A 16,196-nucleotide genomic window follows, 5' to 3' on the forward strand; every position below is an offset into this window, starting at 1 on the left:
GTGATTACCGTGGTCGGGATCGGCGCCGACGGGATGGCCGGACTGGGCGATGCGGCGCGGGCCGAACTTCGCGGCGCCACGGTCATCTACGGCTCCCGCCGCCAGCTCGATCTGCTCGACGACACCGTGGCCGCGCAGCGTCGGGAGTGGCCGTCGCCGCTGGCACCGGCCCTCGAGGCCCTGCGCGACAGCGCCACGAGTGCGCACGTGGTGGCCAGCGGGGACCCGATGCTGCACGGAATCGGCGCCAGCCTGATCAAGGTGCTCGGGCCCGAGCGTGTCACGGTGCTGCCGCACGTGTCCTCGGTGACGTTGGCCTGCGCGCGGATGGGCTGGGCGGTTCAGGACACCGAGGTGATCAGCCTGATGACCGAGCGGCCCCACACCGCGATCCGGCCCGGCGGCCAGGCGATCGTCCTGTGCCGCGACGGGGCGGACCCCGTGACCGTCGCTCGGCTGATCACCGAATCCGGGCGCGGCGACTCGGAACTCAGCGTGCTCGAACAGCTCGGCGGGCCCGGCGAATGCCGCCGGGACGGCACGGCCCGACAATGGACCGCCGAGGGGCCCGGTGACATCGACCCGCTGAATGTGCTGGCGGTGCGATACCTGCCCGACGAGCGCCGCGGCTCGGCCCTGCCCGACGACGCCTACGCCCACGACGGGCAGATCACCAAGCAGATGATCCGCGCGGTCACGCTGGCCGCGCTGGCGCCCCGGCCCGGGGAACTGCTGTGGGATGTGGGATCGGGTTCGGGCAGCATCGCGATCGAATGGTGCCGCAGCCAATCCGGCTGCCGTGCGGTGTCTTTCGAGCGTGACGACGTCCGGCGCGACCGGCTGATGACCAACGTGGTGGCGTTCGGCGCGCGCGTCGACGTCCGCGGCGGGGCTCCGGACGCATTCGACGGTGCGCCGGCGCCGTCGGCGATCTTCGTCGGCGGCGGCCTGACCCAGCCCGGTCTGTTCGGCGCGTGCTGGGCCGCACTGCCCGCCGGTGGCCGGCTGGTAGCCAACGCCGTCACCGCGGAATCGGAAGCCGCTGTGGTACAGCACTATTCGACGTACGGTGGTGTGCTGCGCCGGTATCAACACTACGCCGGCGAACCCGTCGGCTCTTTCACCGGGTGGCACCCGTCGATGCCCGTGACGCAGTGGTGGGTGGTCAAGCAATGACGGTGTACTTCATCGGCGCCGGACCCGGTGCCGCCGACCTGATCACGGTGCGCGGCCAGCGGCTGCTGCAACGTTGCCAGGTCTGCCTGTACGCCGGCTCGATCATGCCGGCGGATCTGCTGGCGCTGTGCCCGCCCGGGGCCCGCGTGGTCGACACCGGGCCGCTGAATCTCGAGCAGATCATCGACGAGCTCACCGCGGCGCACGCCGCCGGCCACGATGTCGCGCGACTGCACTCCGGTGATCCCTCGCTCTACAGTGCGGTCGCCGAGCAGGGCCGGCGGCTGGACGCGCTGGGCATCGATCACGAGATCGTGCCCGGGGTACCGGCATTCGCCGCCGCGGCCGCGGTCCTGGGTCGGGAACTGACCGTGCCCGGGGTGGCGCAGACCGTCACCCTGAGCCGGGTGGCGACGCTGTCGACGGCGATGCCGCCGGGGGAGGATCTGCGCACCCTGGCCGGCGTGGGTGGGACGCTGGTACTGCACCTGGCTGCCGCCCAGATCGACACCGTCGTCGCCGACCTGCTCGCCGGTGGCTACCGCGCCGAAACGCCCACCGCGGTGGTGGCTTTCGCCTCCTGGCCGAAGGAGATCGTGCTGCGCGGCACGCTCGCGGACATCGCCGATCAGATGACCCGGGCCAGGGTCACCCGCACCGCCGTCATCGTCGTGGGAGATGTGCTGGCGGCGGAAGGTTTCACCGACAGCTACCTGTACTCCTCCGACCGCCGGCGCGGGGCACGGCATTGACCAATACGCGGACCATCCTGCTGCTCGGCGGCACGGCCGAGGCCCGCGCGCTGGCGGCGCGCCTACACCCCGAGGTGGCGATCATCAGCTCGCTGGCCGGCCGGGTGCCCGACCCTGCCCTGCCGGTGGGGCAGGTGCGCGTCGGTGGATTCGGTGGCGTCGCCAGACTGCGGGAGTGGTTACGGGACAACGAGATCGATGCCGTGGTGGATGCCACGCACCCGTACGCCGCGACCATCACCGCCAATGCGACCACCGCCTGTGCCGAACTCGGCTTGCCGCACCTGGTGCTGGCCCGACCGGCCTGGGAGCCCACCGGAGTCACGCTGGTCGGCTCCAATGCCGAAGCCGTCGAAATGGTTGCCCGGCAAGGCTATTCGCGGGTGTTCCTGACCACGGGCCGGTCCGGTACCGCGGCCTTCGTCGGCAGCGACGCCTGGTTCCTGATCCGGGCGGTCACCCCGCCGGACCCGGACATGCTGCCGGCCCACCATGAACTGCTGCTGTCGCGCGGCCCGTACGAGTACGCCGGGGAGCATGCGCTGATGCGCGAGCACCGGATCGACGCGCTGGTGACCAAGAACAGCGGGGGGGCGATGACCCGGCCGAAACTCGACGCCGCCAGTGCCCTGGGGGTGGCCGTGGTCATGATCGACCGGCCGGCCCTGCCCGCCGGGGTGTACAGCGTGCCGTCGGTGGACGCGGCCGAAAAGTGGGTCAGAGGCTTTTCCTGACGCCGAGCGTGCAGCCATGTGCATTTCGGCGCCACGAATCTGCATATGGCCGCACGCTCGCGGGTCTGTCCTGGGGCCCGGGTGCTCAGTCGTGCGGGTACGTCCGGGGGGTGAAGACCGTGTCGCCGTGTCGGACGGTCTGTGAGGACCCGATGATCAGCAGGCAGCGCATGTCCACCTCGGCGGGATCCAGTTCGCCCAGCGTGACCACCCGCACCGATTCGTTCGGGCCCGCGACGTCGCGGCCGATGACCACCGGGGTGTCGGGCTTGCGGTGCTCGAGCAGGATGTCGCGCATCGCGCCCACCTGCCAGGTGCGGGTCTTGGAGGCCGGGTTGTAGATCGCCAGGACCAGATCGGCGGCGGCCGCGGCGCCGATGCGCTTGGCGATGATGTCCCACGGTTTGAGCCGGTCCGACAGCGACACGACCGCGTAGTCGTGGCCGAGCGGCGCCCCGACCCGGCTGGCGACGGCCTGGGCGGCCGTCATCGCCGGGATCACCCGGACCTCGACGTCGGGCCACTCGACGGCTTCCTCGAGCACGGCGGTGGCCATTGCGAACACGCCCGGATCCCCGGAGGACACCACGGCGACCGACCGGCCCCGGGACGCCAATTCGCATGCGAGCCGGGCCCGTTCGGGCTCGTCGGTGTTGTCGCTGGGATGCCGGCGCTGTCCGGTGTTGCTCGCCACGCGGTCCAGGTACGGTCCGTAGCCGATCAGGTCGGTGGCCGCCGCCAGCTCGCGTCGGCTCTGCGGCGTCATCCACTGCGCGTCCCCGGGGCCCAGGCCGACCACCGTGACCGATCCCGCGGTCGGGCCGGGCTGCTCGGCGCGGCGCATCCGCTCGCCCGGCACCATGGTCAGCGAGAAATACGGCACCGCGGCCGGGTCGACCTCGTCGGCGGGCAGCACCCGCTGCGCGGTGCTACTGGCGCGCTCGACGTAGAACGCGTCATCGAGCCGGCCGGCATCCGAAAGTGCTTGGCGGACAGCTGGATACGACCGGCCGAGCTTGAGGATGACGGCGGCGTCGGAGTCGGCCAGGCGGCGGGTCAGCTCGGCGGGCGGCAGGGTCCCGGGCAGGATCGTGAGCACCTCGTCGCCCTGCACCAGCGGAGTGGAGAGCGCCGCCGACGCCGCGCTGACCGAGGTCACCCCGGGCACGATGACCGCATCGAACCGCTCGGTGAGCCGCGTATGCATGTGCATGTAGCTCGAGTAGAACAGCGGGTCGCCCTCGGCCAGCAGTGCGACGTCGCGGCCGGCGTCCAGGTGCGCGGCGATCCGCTCGGCCGATTTGCGGTAGAAGTCGTCCATGGCGCCGGCGTAGCCGCCGGGATGGTCGGCGACCTCGGTGGTCACGGGGTAGACCAGATGCTCCTCGAGCTGTCCGTCCCGCAGGTACGGCGCGGCGATGGTGCGGGCGATGCTGCGGCCGTGCCGGGCGCTGTGATAGGCCACGACGTCCGCCTCGCCGATCACCCGGGCGGCCTTGACGGTCACCAGTTCGGGATCGCCGGGCCCCAGGCCGACGCCCCAGAGCGTGCCGGTGCCGGTCGGCGTGTGGCTCATTCGCGCTCGCTCGCGATCGCGTTGACGGCCGCGGCGGCCATCGCCGAGCCGCCCCGGCGGCCGGTGACCACCAGATAGGCCATGCCGCGCGGCCGCTCGACCAGCTCCTGCTTGGACTGCGCCGAGCCGACGAACCCGACCGGACCGCCGAGGACGGCGGCCGGCACGGGCGCACCGTCGTCGATCAGTTCGAGCAGCCGGAACAGTGCCGTGGGCGCGTTGCCGATGGCGACGACGGCCCCGCCGAGCGCGTCCGCCCACAACTCCACCCCGGCTGCCGAACGGGTGTTGCCGGTCCGGGCCGCGAGGGCGGGGGCGCGCGGGTCGGCCACCAGGGACACCACCTCGTTGCCGGCCGGCAGGCGCGCGGCGGTGATGCCGGCGGCCACCATCGACGAATCGCACAGCACCGGCGCACCGGCGGCCAGGGCGGCGTGCGCGCGGGTCACCACGTCGGGGGTGAACGCGACGTGCTCGGTGACGTCGACCTGACCACAGGTGTGGATCAGCCGGACCACCACGCGGGCGACATCGTCGGGGAAGCGGGACAGGTCCGCCTCGGCGCGGATTGTCGCGAACGACTGCCGATAGATCTCGGCGCCGTCGCGGATGTAGTCGAGCACCCGCCCACCCTACGAGGGAATGCGCGGAAGATATCCGTCCGGGGTGGCCACCATCACCGCACCGTCGGCCGGGCTGCCGCAGGCCCGCTCGCAACCCACATAGTGCAGGCGGCCCGCGGTCCCGGCCGCCACCGCGCGGACGGCCTCGGCGCGCACATCGGCGCCCGCGCGTTCGCACCCCGGACTGCCCACGCAGGCGCTGATCCGCAGCCAGGGCGAGTCCGCGTCGAACACCAGGCCCTGTGGCGGCAACACCTGCAGTGCGGTGTCGGCCACCGCCTCGGTCAGATCGCACACCAGCACCGAGCGCCACGGGGTGACGATCATCGGTGCGCCCGAGGTTTCCAGGACGGCGGCCAGGAACTCCGCGGTACGCGCCGGCAGCACACCGAGCGGGACCACGGCGCCGAGGGCGATCAGGCCGTCGTGCTGCTCGATCCAGCCGACGGGTGTCGGATCGGCGAGGTGCGGCAGGGCCACCGGGGCGCTCGCCGGGAAGCCCGCCAGTAAGGATGCGGCTTCCGCATCACTGAGTTCGGTCATCCGCCAACGCTTTTCGCGGATCGCCAGGAACCGCTCCGCGATGGTCACCAGGGCGGGCACCAACTCGTCGACCGGCAGCCGGACCCCGGTGTCGGCGCCGCACAGCAGCAGCGCGGCCGAATCGGGGCCCAGCATCTGCACACCGGCGTCGGCACGCAGCGCGGACACGTCGCCGCGCCCGTCGTCGAACGCGAACCAGAACCGGCCCGGCAGGCCGGCCAACATGGGCGCGGCCATGATCGCGGCGTCGAGTCGGCGCACCAACGGGCGCACATCGGCCAGACCGCCCAGGCGCCCCGACAGCGGCGAGGCCACGATGTTGCGGGCCCGTTCGTGGGTCGGCGACGGCAGCAGGCCGACCCCGGCCACCGCCTCGGCGACCAGCGCGTGATCGGCCGGCGAATCCGGCAGCCCGCGCAGCTGCACACTGCCGCGCGAGGTCAGCTCGAGCGTTCCGGAGCCAGACCGGTCGGCCAGTTCGGCCAGGGTCTGCAGCTGCGCGGCGTTCAGCGCGCCGCCGGGCAGCCGGATCCGCGCCAGCGCGCCGTCAGCGGCCCGGTGGACCTGCAGGGCGCTGGGGCAGGCGTCGTCGTCGCGGCTGCGCTCCATCCATTCACCGTACGGGCCGCGAATCGGGTACCGCACTACGCGTGTGCCGCGATCGCGCAGGTCATAGCGTTCGAGCTGTTGGGAATAGGGGAGAACGATGAACACTTCGAACAACACTGGGCTGCGCGCGGTCTTCGGCCGCAATCGGGGTAAGAAGGTCCGGCACGACGCACCGTGCCGGATGCGTTACCTCGACGATTCGCGGATGCGCCGGGAGATGGGCCACCTCTGACACAGCGGGTGGGGTCGGGTACGAATGAACACGTGCCCGAGCCCACCGTGCTGCTGCTGTCCACGTCGGATACCGACCTCATCACTGCCCGCGCCAGCGGCGCGAACTACCGGTGGGCCAACCCGTCGCGGCTGCTCGGCCACGATCTGGACGGCGAGCTGGCGGCGCTGCTCGACGGCGCCGACGTGGCGGTGGTGCGGATCCTGGGCGGCTACCGCTCCTGGCAGGACGGCATCGACGCGGTCCTGGCCAGCGGGGTGCCGACCGTGGTGGTCAGCGGGGAACAGGCCCCCGACGCCGACCTGACCGAACGTTCGACGGTGCCCGCGGGCATCGCCGTACAGGCACACGTGTACCTGGCCCAGGGCGGCACGGAGAATGTGGTGAATCTGCATGCGTTCCTGTCCGACACGGTCCTGATGACCGGTGTCGGGTTCGAGCCGCCGGTCAGTATCCCGACGTGGGGTGAACTCGACAGGCCGACCGGGGGCGCCGACGCGGCGGACTCGACCCCGACGGTGGCGGTGTTGTACTACCGCGCACAGCATCTGGCCGGCAACACCGCCTACGTCGACGCGCTGTGCGTGGCGATCGAGGCCGCGGGCGGGCGCCCGGTGCCGCTGTACTGCGCGTCGCTGCGCACCGCCGAACCCGAGCTGCTGGACCGGCTGCGGTCCGCCGATGCGATGGTGGTGACGGTGCTGGCGGCCGGGGGAGCGCGGCCGGCGTCGGCATCGGCCGGCGGTGATGACGATGCCTGGAACGTCGAACACCTTGCCGCCCTTGATGTTCCGATCCTGCAGGGCCTGTGTCTGACGTCATCACGCGCGCAGTGGGCGGATAACGACGAGGGTCTGTCGCCGCTGGATGTGGCCACCCAGGTGGCGGTGCCCGAATTCGACGGCCGGATCGTCACGGTCCCGTTCTCGTTCAAGGAGATCGACGACGAGGGCCTGATCGCCTATGTCGCGGATCCGGAACGGTGCGCGCGGGTGGCCGGCCTGGCCGTCCGTCATGCCCGGCTGCGCCATATCGCACCGGCGGACAAGAAGGTGGCGCTGGTCTTCTCGGCGTATCCCACCAAGCACGCCCGGATCGGCAACGCTGTCGGCCTGGACACCCCCGCCAGCGCGGTGGCCCTGTTGCGGGCGATGCGCGACGCCGGCTACGTCATCGGGGACATCCCCGGCGTCGACGCCGAAGATGGTGACGCCCTGGTGCACGCCCTGATCGAGCGCGGCGGCCAGGACGCCGACTGGCTCAGCCAGGATGCGTTCGAGCACAACCCGATCCGGGTGGCCGCCGCCGACTACCGGGCCTGGTTCGCCACCCTGCCCGCCGAACTGGCCGACGCCGTCGTGGCGCACTGGGGGCCGCCGCCCGGCGAGCTGTTCGTCGACCGCAGCCGCGATCCCGACGGCGAGATCGTCATCGCCGCAATACAATCCGGCAATGTGGTGCTGCTGGTGCAGCCGCCCCGCGGATTCGGCGAGAACCCGGTGGCCATCTACCACGACCCGGATCTGCCGCCGAGTCACCACTACCTGGCGGCGTACCGCTGGCTGGATCGGTCTTTCCCCAACGGTTTTGCCGCCGACGCCGTGGTGCACATCGGCAAGCATGGCAACCTGGAGTGGCTGCCCGGCAAGATGCTGGGCATGTCCGCGGACAGCGGATCCGATGCGGCCCTGGGCGATCTGCCGCTGATCTACCCGTTCCTGGTCAACGATCCCGGCGAGGGCACCCAGGCCAAGCGGCGTGCGCACGCCGTGCTGGTCGATCACCTGATCCCGCCGATGGCGCGCGCAGAGACCTACGGCGACATCGCCCGGCTGGAACAACTGCTCGACGAGCACTCGACCATCTCGGCGCTGGACCCCGGCAAGCTGCCGGCCATCCGCCAGCAGATCTGGACACTGATGCGGGCGGCCAAGATGGACCATGACCTGGGCCTGGCCGACCGGCCCGAGGAGGACGTGTTCGACGACATGCTGCTGCACGTCGACGGGTGGCTCTGCGAGATCAAGGACGTCCAGATCCGCGACGGCCTGCACATCCTGGGCCGAAATCCAACCGGGGAAACCGAATTGGACCTGGTGCTGTCGATCCTGCGGGCCCGGCAGCTCTTCGGCGGTGAACAGTCGGTGCCGGGGCTGCGGCAGGCGCTCGGCCTGGCCGAGGACGGCAGCGACGCCCGCGACTCCGTCGATGCCGCCGAGGGACGGGCCCGCGAGCTCGTCGGCGCCCTGCAGGCCGGCGGCTGGGATCCGGCCGTCGTCGACGGTCTGACCGACAACCCCGCGGTGGCCACGGTGCTGCGGTTCGCTGCCACCGAGGTGGTCCCGCGACTGGCCGGCACCTCCGCCGAGATCCACCAGGTGCTGCGCGCACTGGACGGCCGCTTCATCGCGGCGGGGCCGTCGGGTTCGCCGCTGCGCGGTCTGGTCAACGTGCTGCCCACCGGTCGCAACTTCTACTCCGTCGACCCCAAGGCCGTGCCGTCGAAGCTGGCCTGGGAAACCGGTGCGGCGATGGCGGATTCGCTGCTGGCCCGCTACCGCGACGACCACGGCCGGTGGCCCGAATCGGTCGGCCTGTCGGTGTGGGGCACCTCAGCGATGCGAACCGCCGGCGATGACATCGCCGAAGTGCTTGCGCTGCTTGGTGTCCGGCCGATCTGGGACGATGCGTCGCGGCGGGTGGTCGATCTCGAACCCATCGCGCTGGCCGAACTGGCCCGGCCGCGCATCGACGTGACCGTGCGGATCTCCGGCTTCTTCCGGGACGCCTTCCCGCACGTGGTCACCATGCTCGACGATGCGGTCCGCCTGGTGGCCGGCCTCGATGAACCGGCCGACCAGAACTACGTACGGGCCCACGCGCAGGCCGACCTCGCCGAGCATGGTGACCAGAGGCGGTCGACCACAAGGATTTTCGGCTCCAAGCCGGGCACCTACGGGGCGGGACTGCTGCAGCTCATCGATTCGCGCAACTGGCGCGACGACAACGACCTGGCCGCGGTGTACACCGCGTGGGGCGGGTTCGCGTACGGTCGTGGCCTGGACGGCGCACCGGCGACCGACGAGATGAACCGGGCGTACCGCAGGATCGCGGTGGCGGCCAAGAACACCGACACCCGCGAACATGACATCGCCGACTCCGACGATTACTTCCAGTACCACGGCGGCATGGTCGCCACGGTGCGCGCACTGACCGGCCAGGATCCGGCCGCCTACATCGGCGACAACACCCGGCCGGACGCGGTGCGGACCCGCACACTGTCCGAGGAGACCACGCGGGTGTTCCGGGCGCGGGTGGTCAACCCGCGCTGGATGACCGCGATGCGCCGGCACGGCTACAAGGGCGCCTTCGAGATGGCCGCCACCGTCGACTACCTCTTCGGCTACGACGCCACCGCGCACGTGATGGCCGACTGGATGTACGAGCAGTTGACCGAGTCCTACGTGCTGGATCCGGAGAACCGCAAGTTCATGTCGGAGTCCAACCCGTGGGCCCTGCACGGCATGGCCGAGCGGTTGCTCGAGGCCGCCGAACGCGGCATGTGGGCCGAACCGGCGCCGGACACCATCGCGGGCCTGCGCCAGGTGCTGCTCGAGACCGAAGGCGACCTCGAGGCCTGACCCAACCCCCCCGCGAACGTCCGCGTCTGTACGCGACACGCCGTGCCGACCCGTACAAAGGCGGACGCTCGCCGCGGTGCGATGTGCCACTGGACCGTTACCGTGGGCGGCATGGCCCTGACCTTCGATGACATCGCCGGCTCCGAGTACATCCTGTTGACCACCTTCACCAAGGACGGCCGGCCCAAGCCGACCGCCATCTGGGCGGCACCCGACGGTGACGGGCTGATCGTCATCACCCAGGCCAGCTCCTGGAAGGTGAAGCGGATCCGCAACACCCCGCGCGTCACCATCGCCACGTGCGATATGCGGGGCAATGTCAAGAGCGAGGCCGTCGAGGCCACCGGTGTGATCAATACCTCACGGACGAAGGACGCCTACGACGCTATAGGCCGCCGGTACGGGGTAATCGGCAAGACATTCAACTTCTTCTCGAAACTGCGCGGTGGAATGAAGAACAACGTCGCGCTCGAACTCAAGGCGGTGTCGTGACCACATTCAACGAGGTGGCCAAGTCCAAGTACCTGCTCCTGACCACGTTCACCAAGGATGGCCGGCCCAAGCCGACCCCGGTGTGGGGCGCCCCCGAGGGCGACACCCTCAGGATCATCACCGACGACGGTTCGTGGAAGACCAAGCGGATCCGCAACACGCCGCGGGTGACCATCCAGCGCTGCGGCGCGCTCGGCAAGCCGCTGGGTGAGCCCGTCGAGGCGGTGGCCCGCAACCTGCCGCACTCGGACACCCGTCCGGTGTACGACGCCGTCGTCAAGCGGTACTGGTGGCATGCCTGGTGGTTCGTTCCGCACTCGATCCTGCGCGGCGGCATCGACAAGGTGCACAGTGCCATCGAGGTCGTTCCCGCCTGACCAGGAACCCCGAGCGCCGCTGAGGCGTTGGATGGGCATGCGCATCCGCTGGTTCTTCGTGCTGTACGCCGTCGTCGAGATGGCGGTGATCGTGGCCCTGGTGGCCACGATCGGCTTCGGCTGGACCGTCATGCTGCTGGCCGCGGCGCTGCTGCTGGGGCTGTTGCTCGCGGGTTCCCAGATCAAGGGGCAGATGGCGGTCCTGCAGCGTGACCTGCGCGGCGCCCGGGATCCGGGCGTCCGGATCACCGACGGCGCCCTGGTGGCGATCGGCAGCGTGCTGATGATCGTCCCCGGCCTGGTCACCAGCCTCGCGGGACTGTTGCTGCTGCTGCCGCCCAGTCGCTCGGCACTGCGCCCACTGGCCGTCGGCCTGGCCGGGCGCTCCCTGGCGAATCGGGCGGGCTTCGTCATGCCCCGGCCGGCGTACATCGACGGCGAGGTCATCGACGTGCACGACGATCCGGCCGGCGACCTGCCTGCGCTGCGGTCCCGGCCCGACTAACGGCCTGCGGCGTCGACGTCCCCGTCACGCGCTAGGTTTCTCCGGTGACGACGGTTCTGTTCGGCGGGCGCATCCACAGCCCGACGCACCCCGATGCGACCGCGATGGCCGTCCGCGACGGCGTGGTCGCCTTTCTGGGCAGCGATGAGGTCGTCCGTGCGCAGTTCCCCGACGCGCAACCGGTGAACCTCGACGGCGCGTTCGTGGCGCCGGCGTTCGTCGACAGCCACGTCCACACCACCGCCACCGGGTTGCTGCGCACCGGCCTCGATCTGCGGTCGGCCCGGTCCAAGCGGCAATTCCTCGACCTGCTGGCCGCCCACGCGAATGCCCAGCCGGACGGCATCATCTGGGGTCACGGTTGGGACGAGACCCAGTGGGCCGACGCCACCTTGCCGACCACGGCCGAACTCGACGCCGTTATCGGTCGACGGGCGGCGTATCTGGTCCGGATCGACATGCACTCCGCGTTGGCGTCGACCGCGTTACGCGATCTGCTGGGAGGCCTGGACGGGAGCGGGCCGCTGGCGGCCGACGCCCACCACGCCGCCCGAACCGAGGCCCGGGCCCGCCTGAGTGCAGCCCAGCGCGCCGAAGCCCGCGTCGCCGCACTGGATGCGTTCGCGGCCGCCGGCGTGGTGGCGGTACACGAGTGCGGCGGGCCGGTCATCGGTGGCCGGGACGACTGGGCCGAACTGCTGAGCACCGAGCACGGCGTGGAGGTCACCGGCTACTGGGGCGAAACGGTCGGCACCGCGGAAGAAGCACGGGCCCTCGTCGCCGAGACCGGTGCTCACGGTCTGGCCGGCGACCTGTTCGCCGACGGTGCCCTGGGTTCCCACACCGCCTGGCTGCGCGAGCCGTACTCGGACCTCTCCGGCTGCTGCGGCAATCGCTACCTGGACGACGAGGCCATCGAGGCGCACCTGTCGGCGTGCACCGAGGCGCGGATACCCGCCGGCTTTCACGTCATCGGCGACGCCGCCGTCGGCGCCGTGGTCGAGGCGCTGCGGCGGGTCGTCGAGCGGCACGGCATCCCGGCGGTGGCCCGCTGCGGGCACCGGCTCGAACACGTGGAGATGGTGGACGCCGAGCAGGCGGCCGAACTCGGATCATGGGGGGTCATCGCCAGCATGCAGCCCAACTTCGACGCACTCTGGGGTGGTCGGACCGGAATGTACGCGCAACGCCTCGGCGCCGATCGGGCCGAACGGCTGAACCCGTTGGCGCTCTTGGCATCCCACGGTGTTCCGCTGGCGTTCGGGTCGGACAGCCCGGTGACCGACCTGGACCCGTGGGGCACCGTGCGGGCCGCGGTGAACCATCGGACACCGGGCAGCGCGATCTCGGCGCGGGCGGCGTTCTCGGCGGCCACCCGCGGCGCCTGGCGGGCCGCCGGAATCCGCGACGGCAGCACCGGCACCCTGGCGCCGGGTGCCGCGGCCTCGTATGCCGTCTGGGACGCCGATGATCTCGAGGTCAGCGCGCCCGTCGACGACGGTGTCCAGCGGTGGTCCACCGATCCGCGGTCCCGGGTGCCCGCGCTGCCGCGCCTGGACGACGGCGCCGCCTCACCGCGCTGCCTGCAGACGGTGCACCGCGGCGTGACCCTGTTCGGGGAACTCCATGCGTGACGCGCTGGTGCGGCGGCTGCCGCGGCTCGCCAGCGTCACCGCCGCCGTCGCCGCGGGGCTGTTGATGTCCGCCGGTTTCGCACCGCTGGCGTGGTGGTGGGCGCCGATCCCGGCGCTGGCCCTCCTGGCCGGGGTGCTGCGCCGGCCGTCGACCACGGCCGCGGGCGGCTTCGGCTACGGCCTGCTCTTCGGGCTGGCGTTCTACCTGCCGTTGCTGCCGTGGGTCAGCGGGTTCGTCGGGGTGCCGCCATGGCTGGCGCTGTGCGTGATGTGCGCACTGTTCCCCGCCCTGTTCGGGTGGCTGGCGGTGGTGGTTCGCGGGCTGCCCGGTTGGCCCGTCTGGTTCGCGCTGCTGTGGGTGGCCCAGGAATGGCTCAAGAGTTCGGTGCCATTCGGCGGATTCCCTTGGGGTATAGCAGGTTTCAGTCAGGCCAATGGTCCGTTGCTGCCAGTGGCGCAGTGGGGCGGAGCGCCACTGCTGTCGTTGGCGGTCGCGCTGCTCGCCTTCGCCCTGACCGCGTTGGTCCAGGAGTCGGTGCGCTGGTGGCGCCTCGGACCCGATCGGCACACGCATCCGCCGGCGGTGGTCGGCCCAGGCGTCGTCATCGCGGTGGTGCTGTTGAGCGCCGCGCTGGCGCATCCGCAGGTGCACCGGTCCGGTGCGGGCGCCGGCAACGACACCACGGTGACCGTCGCCGTCGTGCAGGGCAACGTGCCCCGGCTGGGGCTGGACTTCAACGCCCAGCGGCGCGCCGTACTGGACAACCATGTCGACGAGACGCTGCGCCTGGCCGATGAGGTGCATGCGGGCCGCGCCCAGCAGCCGCAGTTCGTCATCTGGCCGGAGAACTCCTCGGACATCGATCCGTTGGCCAACGCCGACGCCCGGGAACGCATCCAGACCGCCGCGCGCGCGATCGGCGCCCCGATCCTGGTCGGGGGCGTCGTCGCCACCGCCGACGCGACTCCGGAGCAGCCGAGCGCCACGAACTCGATCATCGTCTGGGATCCGCAGACGGGTCCGGGGGAGCGGCACGACAAGCAGATCGTGCAGCCGTTCGGGGAGTACCTGCCGTGGCGCGGGTTCTTCCGCAAGCTGTCCCCGTGGGCCGACCGCGCCGGGTATTTCGTTCCGGGCACCGGCACCGGGGTGGTCCATGCGGCCGGCGTGCCGATCGGGGTGACCACCTGCTGGGAGGTCATCTTCGACCGCGCGGCCCGCTCCGCGGTCCGCAATGGCGCCCAGGTGCTGGCCGTCCCCACCAACAACGCCACCTTCGACGCGACCATGAGCGAGCAGCAACTGGCGTTCGCGCGGGTCCGGGCCGTCGAGCACGATCGGTACGTCGTGGTGGCCGGAACCACCGGCATCAGCGCCGTCATCGCCCCCGACGGCCGGGAAGTGGCCCGGACGTCGTTCTTCACCTCGGTGTTCCTGGATCAGCAGATCCGGCTGAAGACCTCGCAGACCGTTGCCACCGGATGGGCGCCGCTGCTCCAATATGTGCTGATCGGAGCAGCGGTCTTCGCTGTAATCGCCGGTGTCATGCACAATGGAGGGTTCGTGCGTCCCACTCGTCGCCGTCGGCCCCGGCCGGCGGACAACGCCGATGGGAGCGACGAGGTCAACACGAGGAGCAGTACATGATGGGGCAGCACCCCAGCGATCGGGCCCTGGTCATCATCCCGACGTACAACGAGATCGAGAACCTGCCGCTGATCGTCGCGCGGGTGCACAAGGCGCGCCCCGACGTGCACATCCTGGTCGTCGACGACGGCAGCCCCGACGGCACCGGGAAGCTCGCTGACGAGCTCGCCCTGGCCGATCCCGACCGCGTGCACGTCATGCACCGCGACGCCAAGGACGGCCTCGGTGCCGCCTACCTGGCCGGATTCGCGTGGGGCCTGGGCCGGCAGTACTCGGTGCTGGTGGAGATGGACGCCGACGGCAGCCATGCGCCCGAACAGCTCTACCGCCTGCTGGATGCGGTGGACGCCGGTGCCGACGTGGCGATCGGCTCGCGGTATGTCGAGGGCGGGACGGTCCGTAACTGGCCGTGGCGGCGGCTCGCGCTGTCGAAGACGGCCAACACGTATTCACGCGTGCTGCTGGGCGTCGACATCCACGACATCACCGCGGGCTACCGGGCCTACCGTCGCGAGGTGCTGGAGAAGATCGACCTGGCCGCGGTGGACTCCAAGGGCTACTGCTTCCAGATCGACCTGACCTGGCGGGCCATCAACAACGGGTTCAAGGTGGTCGAGGTGCCCATCACCTTCACCGAACGTGAACTGGGCGTGTCGAAGATGAGCGGTTCGAACATCCGCGAGGCGATGGCGAAGGTCGCGCAGTGGGGGATCGGCAGCCGGCTGGACCGGGCCCGCGGCATCGTCCGCTGATCGACGTTATTGCGATCTGTTCAGCGCTGACTGCGACGTTGTTCGAGTAACTTTCGCAGAGGCCGCTGAACAGGTCGACAAGTCAGCTTCCGCGGCGCTTGGTCTTGATGATCTCCATGCGCTCCTTGAGCAGCTCCTCGAGCTCTTCGACGGAACGGCGCTCGAGCAGCATGTCCCAGTGGGTGCGCGGCGGCTTGACCTTCTTTGGTTCGGGCAGATCACCCTCGATGAGGGTGCCCTCGAGGCCGTTGCGGCACAGCCAGGTGCCGGGAATCTCGGCGTCGTCGGCGAACGGAACCTCGAACTCCTCGCCGTTCTCGGTGCGGTAGCGCGCCAGCTGCCGCGGCGCCAGGTCGTGGTTGCGGTCGGTCTCGTAACTCACTGCTCCGAGACGACTGCCCCTCAGCACACGATCAGCCATTGTCGAACACTCCCTCTTCCCGCGCGTTCATCCGGGTTCGTCAACGCAGCGCGCGGCCGCACAGTTCCCGGACACAGATACTCCCAGGATACCGCCGATCCACGGCACCGGCCGCAACCCCCGTTAGGGTGGGCATTCGTGGCCCGTCGAACCCGTCCCGCGGCCTGCCGGTGGTGCGGCCGGGACCTCAGTGAGGTCGACGCCGGGATCGGCCGGCGCCGCCAGTACTGCCGGCAGTCCTGCCGCCAGCGGGCCTACGAGCAGCGGGCGATGGTCAAGGGCAGTTCCGTGCCGCCGGATTCGGTGGTGCTCACCCCGGCCGAGGCCGCCGAATTGTCCGATCGGGTCTATCAGGTCCGGTGCGCGGCCGAGGACGTCTCGACCGCGGTGGCCGAAGGTGCCGATGCGGACGAACTGCGCGGCCTGTGCGACGCCCTGCTGGCGGCGGTCAAGGCGGCCGACGGCTGGCGCTGACCGCGCG

16 protein-coding genes are annotated in these 16,196 nt (G+C 70.9%); 12 read left to right on the forward strand and 4 right to left on the reverse strand.

The features are described from left to right. The 3 genes from cbiE to U0R18_RS01005 are packed head-to-tail and all read left to right on the forward strand — an operon-like array spanning nucleotide 1 to nucleotide 2,662. Nucleotides 1-1,176: a precorrin-6y C5,15-methyltransferase (decarboxylating) subunit CbiE gene (cbiE, locus tag U0R18_RS00995; protein ID WP_526365052.1), complete on the forward strand. Its 1,176-nt coding sequence runs from the start codon at nucleotides 1-3 to the stop codon at nucleotides 1,174-1,176. Then, entirely contained in the window at nucleotides 1,173-1,928 is a 756-nt protein-coding gene (gene cobM / locus U0R18_RS01000) for a precorrin-4 C(11)-methyltransferase (protein ID WP_526365054.1), read from the forward strand. The genes cbiE and cobM overlap by 4 nt, the downstream gene beginning before the upstream one ends. Then, nucleotides 1,925-2,662 carry a cobalt-precorrin-6A reductase gene (locus U0R18_RS01005; RefSeq protein ID WP_526365056.1) on the forward strand — a complete coding sequence of 246 codons (738 nt, stop codon included), beginning with the start codon at nucleotides 1,925-1,927 and terminating at the stop codon, nucleotides 2,660-2,662. Before cobM ends, U0R18_RS01005 begins: the two co-directional genes overlap by 4 nt. 85 nt (nucleotides 2,663-2,747) lie before the next feature. On the opposite strand, the gene U0R18_RS01010 is transcribed toward U0R18_RS01005, so the two are convergent. Genes U0R18_RS01010 through cobG form a run of 3 tightly spaced genes read right to left on the reverse strand, consistent with a single transcriptional unit; the run spans nucleotide 2,748 to nucleotide 6,013 of the window. After that, a complete protein-coding gene (locus U0R18_RS01010; RefSeq protein WP_526365058.1) occupies nucleotides 2,748-4,238 on the reverse strand; it encodes a precorrin-2 C(20)-methyltransferase in 1,491 nt (496 codons plus the stop codon). Next, a complete protein-coding gene (locus tag U0R18_RS01015) occupies nucleotides 4,235-4,861 on the reverse strand; it encodes a precorrin-8X methylmutase (protein WP_526365060.1) in 627 nt (208 codons plus the stop codon). Before U0R18_RS01015 ends, U0R18_RS01010 begins: the two co-directional genes overlap by 4 nt. Nucleotides 4,862-4,870: 9 nt before the next feature. After that, the gene (gene cobG, locus U0R18_RS01020) at nucleotides 4,871-6,013 is read right to left on the reverse strand and encodes a precorrin-3B synthase (protein WP_526365062.1); all 1,143 of its coding nucleotides are present in this window, start codon (nucleotides 6,011-6,013) and stop codon (nucleotides 4,871-4,873) included. 97 nt (nucleotides 6,014-6,110) lie between these two features. Here cobG and U0R18_RS01025 point away from each other — a divergent pair, with 97 nt between their 5' ends. From U0R18_RS01025 to U0R18_RS01060, 8 genes are all read left to right on the forward strand, one after another. After that, nucleotides 6,111-6,245: a hypothetical protein gene (locus U0R18_RS01025; protein ID WP_526365064.1), complete on the forward strand. Its 135-nt coding sequence runs from the start codon at nucleotides 6,111-6,113 to the stop codon at nucleotides 6,243-6,245. Between the two features lie 32 nt (nucleotides 6,246-6,277). Continuing rightward, nucleotides 6,278-9,886 carry a cobaltochelatase subunit CobN gene (cobN, locus tag U0R18_RS01030; RefSeq protein WP_526365066.1) on the forward strand — a complete coding sequence of 1,203 codons (3,609 nt, stop codon included), beginning with the start codon at nucleotides 6,278-6,280 and terminating at the stop codon, nucleotides 9,884-9,886. Between the two features lie 111 nt (nucleotides 9,887-9,997). Beyond that, nucleotides 9,998-10,378, forward strand: coding sequence for a PPOX class F420-dependent oxidoreductase (locus U0R18_RS01035; protein ID WP_526365068.1), 381 nt, complete (start codon nucleotides 9,998-10,000; stop codon nucleotides 10,376-10,378). Then, nucleotides 10,375-10,755: a PPOX class F420-dependent oxidoreductase gene (locus tag U0R18_RS01040; RefSeq protein ID WP_526365070.1), complete on the forward strand. Its 381-nt coding sequence runs from the start codon at nucleotides 10,375-10,377 to the stop codon at nucleotides 10,753-10,755. Before U0R18_RS01035 ends, U0R18_RS01040 begins: the two co-directional genes overlap by 4 nt. A 31-nt stretch (nucleotides 10,756-10,786) precedes the next feature. Further along, a complete protein-coding gene (locus U0R18_RS01045; RefSeq protein ID WP_526365072.1) occupies nucleotides 10,787-11,260 on the forward strand; it encodes an FxsA family protein in 474 nt (157 codons plus the stop codon). 44 nt (nucleotides 11,261-11,304) lie between these two features. Further along, on the forward strand, nucleotides 11,305-12,894 hold the full coding sequence (locus U0R18_RS01050) for an amidohydrolase (protein ID WP_526365074.1): 1,590 nt from the start codon (nucleotides 11,305-11,307) through the stop codon (nucleotides 12,892-12,894). Then, nucleotides 12,887-14,542 (forward strand): apolipoprotein N-acyltransferase, encoded by a 1,656-nt coding sequence (gene lnt / locus U0R18_RS01055; protein WP_526365076.1) that lies wholly within the window; start codon nucleotides 12,887-12,889, stop codon nucleotides 14,540-14,542. The genes U0R18_RS01050 and lnt overlap by 8 nt, the downstream gene beginning before the upstream one ends. Next, the gene (locus U0R18_RS01060) at nucleotides 14,539-15,294 is read left to right on the forward strand and encodes a polyprenol monophosphomannose synthase (RefSeq protein ID WP_526365078.1); all 756 of its coding nucleotides are present in this window, start codon (nucleotides 14,539-14,541) and stop codon (nucleotides 15,292-15,294) included. Before lnt ends, U0R18_RS01060 begins: the two co-directional genes overlap by 4 nt. Before the next feature lie 82 nt (nucleotides 15,295-15,376). Here the strand turns inward: U0R18_RS01060 and U0R18_RS01065 are convergent, their stop codons facing one another. Continuing rightward, nucleotides 15,377-15,715, reverse strand: a complete 339-nt coding sequence (locus tag U0R18_RS01065) for an RNA polymerase-binding protein RbpA (RefSeq protein ID WP_526365080.1) — start codon at nucleotides 15,713-15,715, stop codon at nucleotides 15,377-15,379. Between the two features lie 138 nt (nucleotides 15,716-15,853). On the opposite strand from U0R18_RS01065, the gene U0R18_RS01070 reads away from it, so the two are divergent. Then, nucleotides 15,854-16,189, forward strand: coding sequence for a hypothetical protein (locus tag U0R18_RS01070; RefSeq protein ID WP_526365082.1), 336 nt, complete (start codon nucleotides 15,854-15,856; stop codon nucleotides 16,187-16,189). Nucleotides 16,190-16,196 lie beyond the last annotated feature (7 nt).

Source organism: Mycobacterium sp., assembly GCF_046330795.1.
Lineage (GTDB): Bacteria > Actinomycetota > Actinomycetes > Mycobacteriales > Mycobacteriaceae > Mycobacterium.